This is a genomic window from Vogesella margarita (assembly GCF_028548475.1).
Lineage (GTDB): Bacteria > Pseudomonadota > Gammaproteobacteria > Burkholderiales > Chromobacteriaceae > Vogesella > Vogesella margarita.
The window spans coordinates 98,200-111,990 of sequence record NZ_JAQQLE010000003.1 but is presented as its reverse complement, the minus strand read 5'-3'; the positions used below and the strand labels follow the sequence as shown (position 1 = coordinate 111,990).

Genomic DNA, 13,791 nt, shown 5'->3' with positions numbered 1-13,791 from the left:
GCGAATCCTCAGTCGTTAGGTCCCATCCCTGGGAGCAACAGGCCGGAGGTAGCCGGCGTAAGGGTGTGTGTGGTCCGAAGCCGTTGAGCCGCAGCCGCCAGCGCCGCCAGCGCCTCGCGGGTGTTCGGCTGGGTGTAGACTTCCTGACTTACTGGCGAGGCGTGGTGCATGAAGCGGCGGATGAGCGCCTTATCGATACCCGCATTCATGAGGCGCCGGCCATAGGCGTGGCGGTGACCGTGGGGCGTCGTACCCAGCGCTTTGCTGACCGAAAGGCCGATACGCTCGCAGGCGGCGGCATGGGCCTTGTTGTACTGGCTAAGGCAGTACATCCCGCCGGCCGGCTCGCGGGTCAGGTTGATGAATGCGAAGGGGTGGTCGCGGTCGAAACGAGCGACTTGCTCCAGATAGCGGTGCCAAAGTTGCAGGAACCACTCGCCATACTCCGGCAGGAACCAATACGCCTGCTTGTAATAAGGGCCGTCGTGCATGCCTCCCTTCCAGCCTGCATGCTGGCTTGCCAGGAGTTCGTTACGTGGTGCGAGGCCAAAGGCACTGGAGAGGTATTCAGCCCGATTCCCCTTGCGTGGCCGACCCTGTTCGTCGCGCCAATCCGCCGGGGCTGCACCGTGACTGGGGTGGTGAATGCGGACCACCACCTCGCGGGGGTTGGCAGGGTTTGGCACCACATCCTGTATGTAGAGATGGAAGGGCTCAGACTCACGGAACCCTGCGCCGTGCAAGAGCAGGGTAATGAGCATGCCACGGTAGTCCTGTCGCCCGGCCGCACGGAATCCCTTGACCAGCAACTCCTCGAAGCGCTCTTCTGGGAAGGCGGGAGGCTCTCCTTTTTCGACCTTGGGCAGACGTTGGCTGCGTACCCGGTGCCCAGTTGCTGCGGGGGATGCGTTGGCTGCCCAGGTGTGTCCAAGAAAAGCGCGGTTGCGTCGGTACTGATAGGCCGCCTCGTCAGCTTGCCGGTCAAAGGCACCCCCGGCGTAGCGGGGATTAAGCTTTGCAGCCTCGGGACGCATTTCGCCGAGCCAGTCGAAGAAGTCGGAGAGGTGGGTGACGATGTGTGAAGCGTCGTGTGGCGAACGAGGTGCCCAGCAAAGGTTACTCGGGTCAAGTCCCGTCTCGCGGCTGAAGGTTCCGGTGTATAGCCGTTGGGCGAAGTTCTGGAACAGGCGGAAGCCTTCACACTCTTCGGGGTTGGCCTGAAGGTACTCAAGGAATATTCGTACTGAACGAATAACTTTTGTCATCCAGGTAAGGCTGCGGTCGTGGCTGCGGTGGAGGCAATAGTCGAGCAGTGGCTCCAGCACGCCGGCCGGCGTCAGCAAGGCGGGAATCTCTGTGTAGACGCCCGTGGCATCGGAGTAGACGCGTGCTTTGACAGTTACGAACATTACATCACCTCAACCCTGCACCTATGTGGCACTACATTGATTCTACATAAAATGTTTTTTATGGTATAGCTACATCTCTGTGAAGACAAAAAAACACCCCTGCGAAAGGGGTGTTGTAGAGAAATCACAACAGCCAACCGCTTACTATGTATTCCCAGTTGGGGGTAATAACGCGTGGCAGGTCTTTTTTTATGTCTGCCGCCGGCAAGGTTGGCCGCACGGCTTGCGGCCAACCTTGCGGCTCAGAACACCGATTCGCCGCTGCGGGTGGTGAAGCGGTCCAGCGCCTCCAGGGAGGCCAGCGAGTTGCCGCGTGAGTCCAGCCCCGGGCTCCACACCGCGATGCTCATCTTGCCCGGCAGCACCGCCAGGATGCCGCCGCCGACGCCGCTCTTGCACGGCAGGCCGACGCGGTAGGCGAATTCGCCGGCGGCGTCGTAGGTGCCGCAGGTCAGCATGATGGCGTTGATCTGCTTGGCCTGGCTGCGCGTCAGGCGCTGCACGCCGCTGACCGGCGAGGCGCCGTGGTTGGCGAGGAACAGGCCGGCGCGCGCCAGCTCGGTCACGCTCATCCGCAGGCTGCAGGCGCGGAAGTAGTGCGCCAGCACCTGATCGACATTGTTGTGCAGGTTACCGCAGCTCTTCATGAAGTGCGCCAGCGCCGCGTTGCGGTGGCCGTGCTCCGATTCCGACGCCGCGATCACGTAGTCGAAATCCAGCGCCGGCTGCGCGCTTTCCTCGCGCAGGAAGTCGCGCAGCGCGCTGCTGGAGTCGCCGATCTGGCTCAGCGCGATGTCGGTGACCACCAGCGCGCCGGCGTTGATGAACGGGTTGCGCGGTACGCCCTGTTCGTACTCCAGCTGCACCAGCGAGTTGAACGGGTTGCCGGACGGCTCCTTGCCGACGCGCTGCCACAGCGCGTCGCCGTACACGGCCAGCACCCGCGCCAGCATGAAGGCCTTGGAGATGCTCTGGATGGAGAAACGCTTGTCGCTGTGGCCGGTGGCGTACAGCTGGCCGTCCAGCGTCGCCACCGCCATCGCGAATTGTTGCGGGTCCTCGCCGGCCAGTGCCGGGATGTAGTCGGCGGGCGCGGCCTGCGCGAGGTAGGGACGGACATCGGCGGCGATGTCGTCGATCAGTTGTTGGATGTTCATGGTTTGCTATCGGTCAGGTGTTGTTGTGGGTACGACCCCGGCCAGCCGGGTGGTCTGTGCCACCTCGTACTGGCCGGTCATTTCCGCCGGCAGCCGCTGGCTGCCAGCCGAATCGGGGGCCGTTCAGGACGGCAGGGTCTCGGGCGCCCACTCCGCGACAAACACGTCACGGAACTGGTACAGCCATTGCAGCCGCGTCTCGGCCAGTTCGCGGCCGGCGGCGGTCTGCATGGTGGCGGGCAGGGTGGCCAGCTTCACCGCGATGTGGTCCAGCGCGTAGGCGCGGTCGTCCAGTGGTCGCTGCACGGCGAGCACATCGTCGCTGGCGGCCAGCGCGCTGTTCATGCGCCCGGCGGTGTAGAACAGCCGCGCCAGGCCGACGGCGCCGAGCGCATCGAGGCGGTCGGCATCCTGCACGATCTGCGCTTCCAGTGTGTGCGGTGCGATATTGGCGGAAAAGCTGTGCGCCTCGATGGCGTGAGTTACCGCCGGCAGCCGTGTCGCATCGAAGCCGGCTGCGGCCAACCTTGTGCTGGCCAGCGCCGCCGCCTGGCGCGAGGCGAGGTGGCGCTCGGGGTGGTTCTTGGGCAGGTTGACCAGGTCGTGCAGGTAGCAGGCCACCATCACCACCAGCGCGTCGGCCTGCGGGTAGCTGGCCAGCAGCTGCCGCGCCGCATGCCAGACGCGGCCGAGGTGATTCAGGTCGTGGGCGCCGTCGTCGCCGGCCTGTTCGCGTGCCAGCGTGAGGCAGAAGGCTTGCCAGTGGTGCAGGTCTTGCATCGTCGATTCCTTGCAGCGGGGCGGTATTAGAGGGCGCGGCGGGCGGGCTTGTCAATGCGCGTTGCAGCATGCGGGGATGCTTGTCGCGGCAGGCCAATGGTTGGCCGCAACGGTGGCGGGCTGCGGCGGCTCAGTCGCGCACCGGGCCGCGCAGCGACTTGATCTTGCCGCGCAGGCTCTTGCTGTCCATGCGCCGCTGCCGCGCGCCGTAGCTCGGCTTGCTGGCACGGCGGGCTTTCTGCTCGTGGCTGACGCTGTCGACCAGCTGCTGCAGCCGTTGCAGCGCGTCCTGCCGGTTCTGCTCCTGGGTGCGGTATTGCTGCGCCTTGATGATCAGCACGCCGTCCTTGCTCAGGCGCTGGTCCTGCAGCGCGAGCAGGCGCTCCTTGATGTGCTCCGGCAGCGTCGAATCGCGGATCACGAAGCGCAGGTGGATGGCGGAGGACACCTTGTTGACGTTCTGGCCGCCGGCACCCTGCGCGCGCACGGCGCTGATGTCGACCTCCTGCGGCGAAACCGGATACTTGCTCATGCGGCCAACCTTTGGCCAGCGGCCGGCGCGGGGGTGATATCGATAGCAGCAGTCATGATTTCGGCTTTGCGCGGGGATTGGGCATAATGCGGCGATGCCGCAGGGTGCGGGATAACCGGATTCTAGCGCCTTTGCGAGGGGTGCGTACGAAGGGGGAGTGATGACTGATTATCTGCAACAGGCCGGGCTGGCCTTGTCCGAAGCCCAGCTGGCCGCCGCGCAGCAGGCGCTGTCGGTTGCGCTGGCGGCAATGCCGGCCAAGGACTATCCGGACTTGTACCGTTATCCGGTGCCCAAGCTGGGCGAGGGTGGCAGCTGCTCGCTGGTCGACGAGCTGGAGGCCGAGCCGTGGGACATCGCGCCGCAGTTCGGTGGCGAATCGCCGCGGCTGGCGCAACGACTGCAGGCGCTGCAGGCCTTGCTGGACGCGGTGCTAGTGCAGATGCCGGCCGACTGGCTGGGCGTGTACTGCCGGCTGCCGCGCCCGGAGGCCGACGTGCTGCTGAAGCTCGCCTACCGTGGCCTGCCCAGCCGTGCCGAATTCCCGCTGAGCGAGGCGTTTGCCGCCGCGAGCAACAACAGCAAGGTTGGCCGCAGCGGTCGCGGCGTGGTGATCGATGATGTGCGGCAATGGCAGAGCGAGGGCGGTGCCTACTACGAGTGCGACCCCAAGGTGCGCAGCGAGGTGTGTCTGCCGGTGTTTGACGAAGCGGGCGCGGTGATCGGCATCCTTGATGCCGAGTCGGCGCAGCCGGGGTTCTTCCATGCCGGACACCAGGCCACGCTGGCGGCGCTGGCCTGCGCGCTGTCGGCGCACTTCGTCGACCTGCGGGCGCTGGCCAAATCGGCGGCGCCGGCTCTTTAAACTGCAGGCGTCCGCCCCCACTATTCTTCAGATCAATGCACAACAAGTGGAAGCCAACGTGACTCAGCCTGATTCTCCGGTGCGCGTCGATTATGTCGCAACCTGCCAGTTACCCACGCAGTGGGGTGTTTTCGACATGCACGGCTTTGAAGAGGTCGGAGGGCGCGAGCACGTGGTGCTGACGCTGGGCGAGGTGAGCGCCGGCACGCCGCTGACACGGATCCACTCCGAGTGCCTGACCGGCGACGCGCTGTTCTCGCTGCGTTGCGATTGCGGCTTCCAGCTGGAGGCCGCGCTGGAAGCGATCGCCGCCGAAGGTCGCGGCGTGCTGGTGTATCTGCGCCAGGAAGGGCGCGGCATCGGCCTGATCAACAAGATCCGTGCCTACAAGCTGCAGGACGAGGGCGCCGACACCGTCGAGGCCAACGAGAAGCTGGGCTTCCCTGCCGACATGCGCGACTTCCGCATCGCGCGCGAGATGCTGGCACACCTGGGGGTGACGGCGGTGCGCATCATGACCAACAATCCGCGCAAGATCGACACCCTGCAGCAGGCCGGCATCGAGGTGGCCGAGCGCGTGGCGCTGCAGGTTGGCCGCAATGTCTACAACGACCACTATCTCGACACCAAGAAGGCCAAGCTGGGTCATTTGTTCGGTCTTTGACTTCATGATCCGGCAAGCTGGCCGATAAGGTCAGTGTCGGGGGTGACAGGAAAGGACGTGTGCCATGGTCAAGGTAACGGCAGTTGGGCCGGCATTGCCGGTAGGTGAGCAATTGCCGCGCACTCCGGAGCTGCGCCATGCGGCGGGCGGCGGGCCGGCGGTGCCGCAGGATGCCTTCCGGCTCAGCCTGCTGGCGCAACATGCGCAGCAGCTGGACCCGGACGAGCATCCGGCAGCGGCGCTGGATCTGCCGCAGTTGGAGGCAGAGCTGGCGCACCTGCTGCAGTTGCTGGAAGAGCGGCTGTACGGCATGCGCGAGCGAGCCCTGCTCAGCGGCGGCCATCCTTCCTACGGTCTGCTGCAGGAGCTGCAGCAGGTCAGCCAGGTGTTGCAGCGGCTGGTGCCGCTGTGGCCGCGCTGTGCACGGCCGGCGTGGCGCGAAGCGGTGGCGCCGCGATTGGCAGGGGTCTTCAATATCTGCCACTTCGTGTCGCGGGCGGTAACTCGGGCCGGCGAACGCAGCGAGGTGCTGGCACTGCAGCAGTCCTTGCAGCAAAGCGAGCAGGCATTGCGCTAGGGGTGACAGGCAGGAAAAGAATGCGGAAAAACAAAAAACCGGCTCGTGAGCCGGTTTTTTGTTTGTTTGGTGGAGATAAGCGGGATCGAACCGCTGACCTCTTGCATGCCATGCAAGCGCTCTCCCAGCTGAGCTATACCCCCAGAATGCTGGCGTCCCCACGGGGATTCGAACCCCGGTTATCGCCGTGAAAGGGCGACGTCCTAGGCCTCTAGACGATAGGGACAAATTGTGGTGGAGATAAGCGGGATCGAACCGCTGACCTCTTGCATGCCATGCAAGCGCTCTCCCAGCTGAGCTATACCCCCACGGGACGCTGAAGAATCGTTTGATTCGTCAGCGAGGTGCGCACTATAGCCCGGACATTTTATGGTGTCAAGCGCTTTTCTGTTTGGATTGTGCGCCGCGGGGCGCGCGGGCGCTGTTCTCGTCCAGGGGCTGCAGTTCGTCAGGCAGCTGCTCTTCGATGATTTCCTGCGGCGGGCTCAACCAGCGCACGACGTTGAGTGTGCCGGTGATGCGGTTGTTTTGCGTGCTTTTGCAGCTGAGGCATACCGGCTTGCCGTTGCGCTCGCGGAAGGCCTGGTCGACACGCTTGCCGTGAATCGGGCGCTGGTTCTCGTGCTGCCAGTTGAGCAGGGTTTCTGCCAGCAGCTGCGGCACGAGGTCGTCCTTCCTGTAGCTGTCGGGATAGGCGTGCAGCCACAGCTCACCGGCGCTGTCTTCACTCAGCAGGGTGGTCTGGTAGCTGATGGTGACTGCGGCGCCGATATCCACCCAGTCGGCCAGCTCCAGCGCATTTTCGCTGCGCAGGCGGACGCAACCGTGGCTGCGGAAGCCGGGCACGCTGGCGGGCTGGTTGGTGCCGTGAAAGCCGAGACCGAGCTTGGCTTCACCGAAGCGGATGAATACCGGCCCCAGCGGATTGTCCGGCCCGGCCGCAACGGTGGTCTGCACCGGTTTGCCGGCGCGCGCCATCTCTTCCTGGATCGATTTCGGGACGTGCCAGACCGGATTGCGGTAGATGCCGGTGATGGCGTAGTTGCCGGTCGGGGTGTTGGTGATCATCTTGCCGACAGCCACCGGGTAACTGTTCACCAGCGTGCCGTCCTGGTACAGGAAGACGCGGGTTTGCGGCAGATTGACGACCAGGTGCTGGCCAGTGCTGCTGACCAGCACATCCGGCTCCGGTGTCATGGCGTGGCTGGAGACGGTGGCGGCCAGCATGCCGGCCGCAACAAGCAGGGACGAAAATTTCATTCTCGGGTGATTCAGGGTAAGCGGATACTCCGATGTTAGCAGATACGCCGGACGGCAACATCCGCCAAATGTGGCGGTGTGCCGTGCTTTTTATGGCGCTTTCTGCGACAATTCCAGACTTTGTCTTTTGCCTTTTTACTTGCTGAAACAATGACTCAAGCGTCTGTAGTTGCCCATATCGAGTCGCTGGACCACGAAGGTCGCGGCATTGCCCGTGTCGATGGCAAAGCCATCTTCATCGATGGTGCCCTGCCATACGAAACAGTGACTTATCAAAGTTATCGCGTCAAGAAGAGTTACGAGAATGCCGACGTGGTGGACGTGCTGCAGGAAAGCTTCCTGCGCACCGATCCGTCCTGTCCGCACTTTGGCGTGTGTGGCGGCTGCTCGATGCAGCACGTCGAGTTCTCGGCGCAGGTCGCCATCAAGCAGCGCGTGCTGGAAGACGACCTGCGCCATATCGGCAGGGTCAAGGCCGAGGTGGTGATGCCGCCGATCGCCGGTGCCGCCTGGGGCTACCGGCACCGTGCCCGCCTGTCGGCGCGCTATGTCGCGAAAAAGGACGGCGTGCTGGTCGGCTTCCACGAGAAGCGTTCCAGTTTCATCGCCGACATGAGCGAGTGTCACATCCTGCCGCCGCACATCTCGGCGCTGATCGTGCCGCTGCGCGAGCTGATCGCCCAGCTGTCGATCTACAACCGCATGCCGCAGGTGGAAATCGCGGTCGGTGCCGAACTGGACGTGCTGGTGTTCCGTAACATGGACGACATCACCGATGCCGACTTCGCCTTGCTGCGCGCGTTCTCCGATACGCACTCCACGCCGCAGCGCATCGTGCAGATCTGGCTGCAGCCCAAGGGGCCGGACACCTGCTACCCGATCTACCCGCTGGATGCGCCGAAGCTGACCTACCGCCTGCGCGATTTCGACGTCGAGATGCCGTACTATCCGACCGAATTCACCCAGGTCAACCCGGAAATCAACAACGTGATGGTCAGCCGTGCACTGCGCCTGCTGGATCCGCAGGCCGGCGAGCGCATTGCCGACATGTTCTGCGGCATCGGCAACTTCACGCTGCCGATCGCGCGTAGCGGGGCCACCGTGCACGGCATGGAAGGCAGCGAGGCGCTGGTGAAGCGGGCGGTCGAAAACGCCACCCACAACGGCCTGCAGCACAAGGTCAGCTACGAGATGGCCAACCTGTTCGAGGTGACCGAGGAGTCGTTCGCAGCCTTGGGCAAGTTCGACAAGATGCTGGTCGATCCGCCGCGCGACGGCGCGATGCAGCTGCTGAAGGCGATTACCGAGGACACCGCGCCGCAGCGCATCGTCTACGTGTCGTGCAATCCGGCGACGCTGGCGCGCGATGCCGGTCTGCTGGTCAATACCAAGGGCTACACGCTGAAAACGGCGGGCATCATCAACATGTTCCCGCACACCGGCCACGTCGAGTCGGTGGCCTGGTTCGAGAAGACCGGGCCGTGCAAGACCCGCGCCGAAGTCGAGGCGATGGAGGCGGAAGAAGAAGCGGTGCGTGAGGCAGCCCGTGCTGCGTCGATGGCTGCCCGCCAGGAGCGCGAGGCATTGGCCGCGGCCGAGAAGGCGCTGGAAGTGGCCGAGAAGGTTGCCGCCAAGGAGGCGCGTCGTGCCGCCTATCTGGCCAGCGTCGCCGGCAAGCAGGGGCAATAACACACGGCACTGCGTGCCGCAGTGACAAAACAGGCCGCCGGTTCGCACCGGCGGCCTGTTTTTTTGCGTGTGATGACGTGTGGCGTGCTCGCCGTTGCGGCCAACGTTGGCCGCAACGGTTTCAGCCGCCGCTTTGCTGGCGTTGCAGCAACGGCAGGAATTCGTCGGCCGGGCTGTAGCCGATGAGACGCTGCTGCTCCTTGCCGTGGCGGTCGAAGAAGATCATGCCCGGCGGGCCGTACAGGCCGAAGCGTTGCAGCAGCGCCTGGTGCGCTGGCAGGTTGGCGGTGACGTCGGCCTTCAGCAGCACCGCCTTGCTCATGGCCTGGCGCACCGCCGGGTCGCGGAAGGTGGTTTCTTCCATCTCGATGCAGGACACGCACCAGTCGGCATAGAAGTCCAGCAACACCGGCTGGCCGCGGGCGGCGGCGAGGGCGGCGTCCAGCTCGGCCACGCTGCCGATGGTGCGGAACTGCGGCTTGCTGCTGTCGGCGGCGGTGGCGCCGAGTGCCGCCAGCGGGTAGCGGGCCGATTTGGCGCCGCTGAACACGCCGATCAGCTGCAGGGTGGCGACCAGCGCCAGCAGCAGGCCCAGTGCCTTGCCCAGCTTGAGCACGGATGACGCGTTCGGCGGCAGCGGATCGAACGCTTTCAGGAATACCGCGCTGGCCAGCGCCAGTGCCGCCCACAGCAGCATCACCACGATGGCGGGCAGGAACGGCGTCGCGAGCCAGATGGCTACTGCCAGCATCACCACGCCGAACACGGCCTTGACCGTTTTCATCCACATGCCGGCCTTGGGCAGCACGTGACCGCCAAAGGTGCCGACGATGACCAGTGGCAGGCCCAGCCCCATGGCCATCGCGTAGAGGGCGACACCGCCGAGCCAGGCGTCGCCGGTCTGGCCGATGTAGCCCAGCGCCAGCGCCAGTGGCGGGCCGACGCAGGGGCCGATCAGCAGCGCCGACAGCACGCCCATGCCGAACACGGTGACGATGTGGCCGCCGGACAGGCGGTTGCTGGAGGCGGCGAGGCGGGTCTGCCAGCTGGACGGCAACTGGATGGACACGATATCGAACATGCCCAGCGCCAGCACCACCATCAGCAGGCTGGCGCCGAGGATCACCGCCGGCTGCTGCAGCCACACGCTGAGCAGGCTGCCGGTCAGGCCGGCCGCGATGCCGATGGCGGTGTAGCTGACCGCCAAGCCCTGCACATAGGTCAGCGCCAGCAGGAAACCGCGACGGCGGGTGAGGTGCTGGCCCTGGCCGGCAATCAGCGAGGACACGATGGGCAGCAGCGGGTACATGCAGGCGGTGAACGCCATGCCCAGACCGGCGACGAAGAAGGCTGCCAGCGTGGTGGCCAGACCTTCGCGCGGTGGCGGGCTGCTGTCTCCCTGTGCGCCGGCCGGTTGCAGCCACGGCGACAGTGCCTTGCTGTCGCCGCCGATGGCGAGGGTGTGGGTGTAGGGCGGGTAGCACAGGCCGGCATCGGCACAGCCTTGCACCGTGGCCTTGAGCGTGAACTGCTGCGGCGCGTCCGGGCGCAGCGTCAGCAGCATCACGGTCGGCCCCGGCGGATAGGTGGCCTGCTTGCCGAAGTAGGGGTCATCCTTGGGCTTGCCGGCGGGCAAGGTCTGCTGCGTGATCAGCGCTGCCGGTATCGTCTCGAAGCGGCTGCGGTCGCGGTACAGGTAGTAGCCGTCGGCGACGGTCACCGTCAGCCGCAGCTGCGTGCCCTGGCGTTCGGCGGTGACGGCAAAGGCCTGTTCCGGCGGCAGCAGGTCGTCCTGGTCCAGCGCGTGGGCAAAAGGGGCCAGCAGCAGGCTCAGCCACAGCAGGCAGCGGGTGAGGAAAGAGAAAATGCGCTTGTTCATGAGCTTGTGAGCGCCAAAACGGCGGTGCCTTGATAAGTTGTTGCGGTCGTGCGTCTGCAGCCAAACGCACGGTCCTTATTTTGCCAAGCAAACGCTTGATATAATATGGGGCCACGAGGAGCACCCGCCATGATCCCCATCATTCATTTTGCCCACGCCAACAGCTTTCCGGCGTCGGTGTACCGCAAGTTGCACCAGTCACTGCGCGAGCAGGGCTGCGAAGTCGGCTACCTCGACTGCATCGGCCACGATCCGCGTTATCCGGTGACCGACTGTTGGCCGCATCTGGTCGAGGAAACCGTTGCCCACCTGCGCCAGCATTACGACCGGCCAGTGGTCGGCGTCGGGCATTCGCTGGGCGGTTTCATCCTGTTCTTTGCCGCCATCCGCCACCCGGAGCTGTTCAGCAAGCTGATCATTCTCGATTCGCCGCTGATGGGGCCGCTGCGTTCGCGCGGCATCTGGCTGGCGAAAAAACTGGGCTTCATCAGCCGCGTGACGCCGGGTGGCAATACCCTGAAGCGGCGCGACAACTGGGCCAGCGTCGAATCGGTGTATGACTATTTCGCGCGCAAGCCGATGTTCGCCCGTTTCGATCCCGACTGCCTGCACGACTACGCCGAGCTCGGCACGGTGGCGACAGCCGATGGCGGCCGCCGTCTGAAGTTCCGGCCAGTGATCGAAAACGCGATCTACAACACGCTGCCGCATTCGCTGCCCCGCTACAAGGGACGGCTGCGGGTGCCGACGGTGTTTGTCGCCGGCGAGAGCAGTGACGTGCTGACGCCGGCGGACCTGGCCTATATGCGCAAGCACTTCGCTGTGAACATCGTGGTGCAAAAAGGTTCGCACCTGTTTCCGCTGGAGCAGCCGCAGGCCACGGCGGCGCTGATCATGGCGCAATTGGCTGGCTGATTCAATCGCGGTGTTTCTGGCGGATCAGGTCGCGAACCAGGAAGCGGCTGGGGTTGACGGCATCCATGATGCTGCCTGGCAGCGGCGCCGGTTCGCCGTTCAGCTGGCTGGCGATGATCTCGCCGGCCAGCGGTGCGGTGACCATGCCGCGCGAACCGTGGGCGGTGCTGACGTACAGCCCCCTGATCAGCGGCGCCTCGGCAGTCAGCTTCAGCGAAGCGTCGCGCGCCAGCGCCTGGTAGCAGTCGAGGAAGGCGTCGCGGTCGACGACGGCGCCGACCATGGGCAGGTAGTCCGGGCTGGTACAGCGCAACGCGGCGCGGCCCAGGCACTGCGCCGGGCCGATGTCGTTGCCACCTAACGCCTGGTACAGCCGTGGCGCCATGCCGGCCAGCATCGTCAGATTCTCGGCGTGCTCGGCGTCGTTGGCCGCCAGATCCTCGTACTCGAACTTGAAGGTGGCGCCGAGGCAGTGCCGCCCTTGGCGTGCCGGGGCGATATAGCCTTCGCCGCACAGCACGGTCTGCAGCCGCTGGCTGTCGGCAGTGGCGGCCAGCTCGGTGACCTGGCCGCGGATGCGCTTCACCGGCAGGTAGTAGGTCGGGTCGAACTGCATGGTGTCGTTGGCGGTGGCAACCACGGCAATGCTGCCGATGGCCAGCGGGCCGTCGCTGCCCACCGCCACCCAGCCGCCGTCTGCCGGGTTTTGCGCGAGCTCGGTGACGGCATCTCCCAGGCGCAGGGTGATGTTGGGATGATCCAGCAGCCTGTTGACCAGGCTCGGCGGGTTCAGCCAGCCGCCCTGCTCGAAATAGAGACCGCCCTGCGCAAGCTCGACGCCGGCGATGGCGGAGGCTTCGGCGGCATCGACACGGCGCAGGATGCGCGCTGGTAGTCCGGCGGCGGCCAGGCCTTGCTGGCGCTTCTCTTCGGCGGCGTCGCCGGCCAGTTGCAGCACGCCGCAGCGCCGCCACTGCACGCCGTCTTCCGGCAGCAGCCGGCTCAACGTGCGCAGGGTGTAGCCGTAGCCGGACAGTACCAGCTGGGTCAGCGGCGTGAAGTGGGGCGACAGCTTGGTGTACAGCACGCCCTGCGGATTGCCGGAGGCCTCCTGCGCTGGCAACGGGTGGCGGTCGAGCACGGTGACCTGCCAGCCGCGGTTGGCCAGGCTGCGCGCGACGCTGGCCCCGGCGATGCCGGCGCCGATCACCACCGCGCTGCGTTCGCTGACGGCTTGCTGCGGGAGCGCGTACCACGGCGCGCGCCACTCGGCGTGCGGCGGGTGTAGCAGCTGGCCGCGCGTCATGTCCCGCTTTCTGCCGTGGCCGGGCACCTTCTCGATGCCGAAGCCGGCGTCTTCCAGGCCGCGGCGCACGATGCCGGCGCTGGTGAAGGTGGCCAGCGTGGTGCCGCGGTGCGACAGCCGGGCCAGCTGCTGGAACAGCGCCGGTTGCCACATTTCGGGATTCTTGGCCGGGGCAAAGCCGTCGAGGAACCAGGCGTCGATGCGCGCTTCCAGCTGCGGCAGGGTTTCCAGCACGTCGCCGATCAGCAGGGTCAGGATCACGCGGCCGTTTTCCAGCACGAAGCGGTGCCAGCCAGGCGCCATGGCGTCGTATTGCTGCTGCAGCGCCGCGGCCTGGGCGGCCAGCTCCGGCCACATCGCCTGCGCCTGCACGAGGTCGGTGGCGGTGAGCGGGTGCTTCTCGGTGCTGACAAAAGACAGGCGCGCGCCGGTCGGTGCGTGCTGCAGGAAGCACTGCCAGGCGACCAGGAAGTTCAGGCCGGTGCCGAAACCGGTCTCGCCGATGCTGAACAGCTGCTCTGCCTCCAGCGCCGCGAAGCGCTGCGGCAGCTGGTTGTGCTCGATAAACACGTGACGCGTTTCATCAAGGCCGCTTTCCCGGGAAAAATAGACGTCGCCGTAATCGGCGGAAACGGGTTGACCGGTGCTCCAGTCAAGACGGGCGGGCGGAAAAGCTTGGCTCATGATGGGGTGCTGACTTCGCGAGTGGCCGGTGTGCAACCGGGCTGGGGTCTGTAAATGGCTGGGCGCTATTGTCC

At 65.5% G+C, this 13,791-nt stretch carries 12 protein-coding genes and 3 tRNA genes; 5 read left to right on the top strand and 10 right to left on the bottom strand.

Annotated features, from left to right (window positions below):
- Positions 1–8 precede the first annotated feature (8 nt).
- From gmtY to arfB, 4 genes are all read right to left on the bottom strand, one after another.
- Positions 9–1,409 (bottom strand): gamma-mobile-trio recombinase GmtY, encoded by a 1,401-nt coding sequence (gmtY, locus tag PQU96_RS05345; RefSeq protein ID WP_272771211.1) that lies wholly within the window; start codon positions 1,407–1,409, stop codon positions 9–11.
- 242 nt (positions 1,410–1,651) lie between these two features.
- Positions 1,652–2,566, bottom strand: coding sequence for a glutaminase (locus PQU96_RS05340; RefSeq protein WP_272771210.1), 915 nt, complete (start codon positions 2,564–2,566; stop codon positions 1,652–1,654).
- Positions 2,567–2,689: 123 nt separating this feature from the next.
- Positions 2,690–3,346: an HD domain-containing protein gene (locus tag PQU96_RS05335; RefSeq protein WP_272771209.1), complete on the bottom strand. Its 657-nt coding sequence runs from the start codon at positions 3,344–3,346 to the stop codon at positions 2,690–2,692.
- Positions 3,347–3,476: 130 nt separating this feature from the next.
- Positions 3,477–3,878 (bottom strand): alternative ribosome rescue aminoacyl-tRNA hydrolase ArfB, encoded by a 402-nt coding sequence (gene arfB / locus PQU96_RS05330; protein WP_272771208.1) that lies wholly within the window; start codon positions 3,876–3,878, stop codon positions 3,477–3,479.
- A 160-nt stretch (positions 3,879–4,038) separates the two neighbouring features.
- Between arfB and PQU96_RS05325 the strand changes: the two genes are divergently transcribed.
- The 3 genes from PQU96_RS05325 to PQU96_RS05315 all read left to right on the top strand — a co-directional run bounded on the left by PQU96_RS05325 (position 4,039) and on the right by PQU96_RS05315 (position 5,984).
- Entirely contained in the window at positions 4,039–4,743 is a 705-nt protein-coding gene (locus PQU96_RS05325; protein WP_272771207.1) for a GAF domain-containing protein, read from the top strand.
- A 79-nt stretch (positions 4,744–4,822) separates the two neighbouring features.
- Positions 4,823–5,407, top strand: coding sequence for a GTP cyclohydrolase II (ribA, locus tag PQU96_RS05320; RefSeq protein WP_373316272.1), 585 nt, complete (start codon positions 4,823–4,825; stop codon positions 5,405–5,407).
- A 64-nt stretch (positions 5,408–5,471) separates the two neighbouring features.
- On the top strand, positions 5,472–5,984 hold the full coding sequence (locus PQU96_RS05315; RefSeq protein WP_272771205.1) for a hypothetical protein: 513 nt from the start codon (positions 5,472–5,474) through the stop codon (positions 5,982–5,984).
- A 67-nt stretch (positions 5,985–6,051) separates the two neighbouring features.
- Here the strand turns inward: PQU96_RS05315 and PQU96_RS05310 are convergent.
- The 4 genes from PQU96_RS05310 to PQU96_RS05295 all read right to left on the bottom strand — a co-directional run bounded on the left by PQU96_RS05310 (position 6,052) and on the right by PQU96_RS05295 (position 7,244).
- A tRNA-Ala gene (locus tag PQU96_RS05310) sits at positions 6,052–6,127 on the bottom strand.
- A 7-nt stretch (positions 6,128–6,134) separates the two neighbouring features.
- Positions 6,135–6,210 (bottom strand) — tRNA-Glu (locus tag PQU96_RS05305).
- Between the two features lie 6 nt (positions 6,211–6,216).
- Positions 6,217–6,292, bottom strand: a tRNA-Ala gene (locus tag PQU96_RS05300).
- A gap of 67 nt (positions 6,293–6,359) precedes the next feature.
- Positions 6,360–7,244, bottom strand: a complete 885-nt coding sequence (locus tag PQU96_RS05295) for a L,D-transpeptidase (protein WP_272771204.1) — start codon at positions 7,242–7,244, stop codon at positions 6,360–6,362.
- A 150-nt stretch (positions 7,245–7,394) separates the two neighbouring features.
- On the opposite strand from PQU96_RS05295, the gene rlmD reads away from it, so the two are divergent.
- A complete protein-coding gene (gene rlmD / locus PQU96_RS05290) occupies positions 7,395–8,933 on the top strand; it encodes a 23S rRNA (uracil(1939)-C(5))-methyltransferase RlmD (protein WP_272771203.1) in 1,539 nt (512 codons plus the stop codon).
- A 121-nt stretch (positions 8,934–9,054) separates the two neighbouring features.
- On the opposite strand, the gene dsbD is transcribed toward rlmD, so the two are convergent.
- On the bottom strand, positions 9,055–10,812 hold the full coding sequence (dsbD, locus tag PQU96_RS05285; protein ID WP_272771202.1) for a protein-disulfide reductase DsbD: 1,758 nt from the start codon (positions 10,810–10,812) through the stop codon (positions 9,055–9,057).
- Between the two features lie 129 nt (positions 10,813–10,941).
- Between dsbD and PQU96_RS05280 the strand changes: the two genes are divergently transcribed.
- Positions 10,942–11,727, top strand: a complete 786-nt coding sequence (locus tag PQU96_RS05280) for an alpha/beta fold hydrolase (RefSeq protein ID WP_272771201.1) — start codon at positions 10,942–10,944, stop codon at positions 11,725–11,727.
- Position 11,728: 1 nt separating this feature from the next.
- Here the strand turns inward: PQU96_RS05280 and mnmC are convergent, their stop codons facing one another.
- On the bottom strand, positions 11,729–13,717 hold the full coding sequence (gene mnmC / locus PQU96_RS05275) for a bifunctional tRNA (5-methylaminomethyl-2-thiouridine)(34)-methyltransferase MnmC2/FAD-dependent 5-carboxymethylaminomethyl-2-thiouridine(34) oxidoreductase MnmC1 (RefSeq protein WP_272771200.1): 1,989 nt from the start codon (positions 13,715–13,717) through the stop codon (positions 11,729–11,731).
- Between the last annotated feature and the right edge of the window lie 74 nt (positions 13,718–13,791).

Coding starts and splice junctions, on each gene's coding strand:
- gmtY (WP_272771211.1), bottom strand. CDS start 1,409: ATGTTCGTAACTGTCAAAGCACGCGTCTACTCCGATGCCACGGGCGTC.
- PQU96_RS05340 (WP_272771210.1), bottom strand. CDS start 2,566: ATGAACATCCAACAACTGATCGACGACATCGCCGCCGATGTCCGTCCC.
- PQU96_RS05335 (WP_272771209.1), bottom strand. CDS start 3,346: ATGCAAGACCTGCACCACTGGCAAGCCTTCTGCCTCACGCTGGCACGC.
- arfB (WP_272771208.1), bottom strand. CDS start 3,878: ATGAGCAAGTATCCGGTTTCGCCGCAGGAGGTCGACATCAGCGCCGTG.
- PQU96_RS05325 (WP_272771207.1), top strand. CDS start 4,039: ATGACTGATTATCTGCAACAGGCCGGGCTGGCCTTGTCCGAAGCCCAG.
- PQU96_RS05315 (WP_272771205.1), top strand. CDS start 5,472: ATGGTCAAGGTAACGGCAGTTGGGCCGGCATTGCCGGTAGGTGAGCAA.
- PQU96_RS05295 (WP_272771204.1), bottom strand. CDS start 7,244: ATGAAATTTTCGTCCCTGCTTGTTGCGGCCGGCATGCTGGCCGCCACC.
- rlmD (WP_272771203.1), top strand. CDS start 7,395: ATGACTCAAGCGTCTGTAGTTGCCCATATCGAGTCGCTGGACCACGAA.
- dsbD (WP_272771202.1), bottom strand. CDS start 10,812: ATGAACAAGCGCATTTTCTCTTTCCTCACCCGCTGCCTGCTGTGGCTG.
- PQU96_RS05280 (WP_272771201.1), top strand. CDS start 10,942: ATGATCCCCATCATTCATTTTGCCCACGCCAACAGCTTTCCGGCGTCG.
- mnmC (WP_272771200.1), bottom strand. CDS start 13,717: ATGAGCCAAGCTTTTCCGCCCGCCCGTCTTGACTGGAGCACCGGTCAA.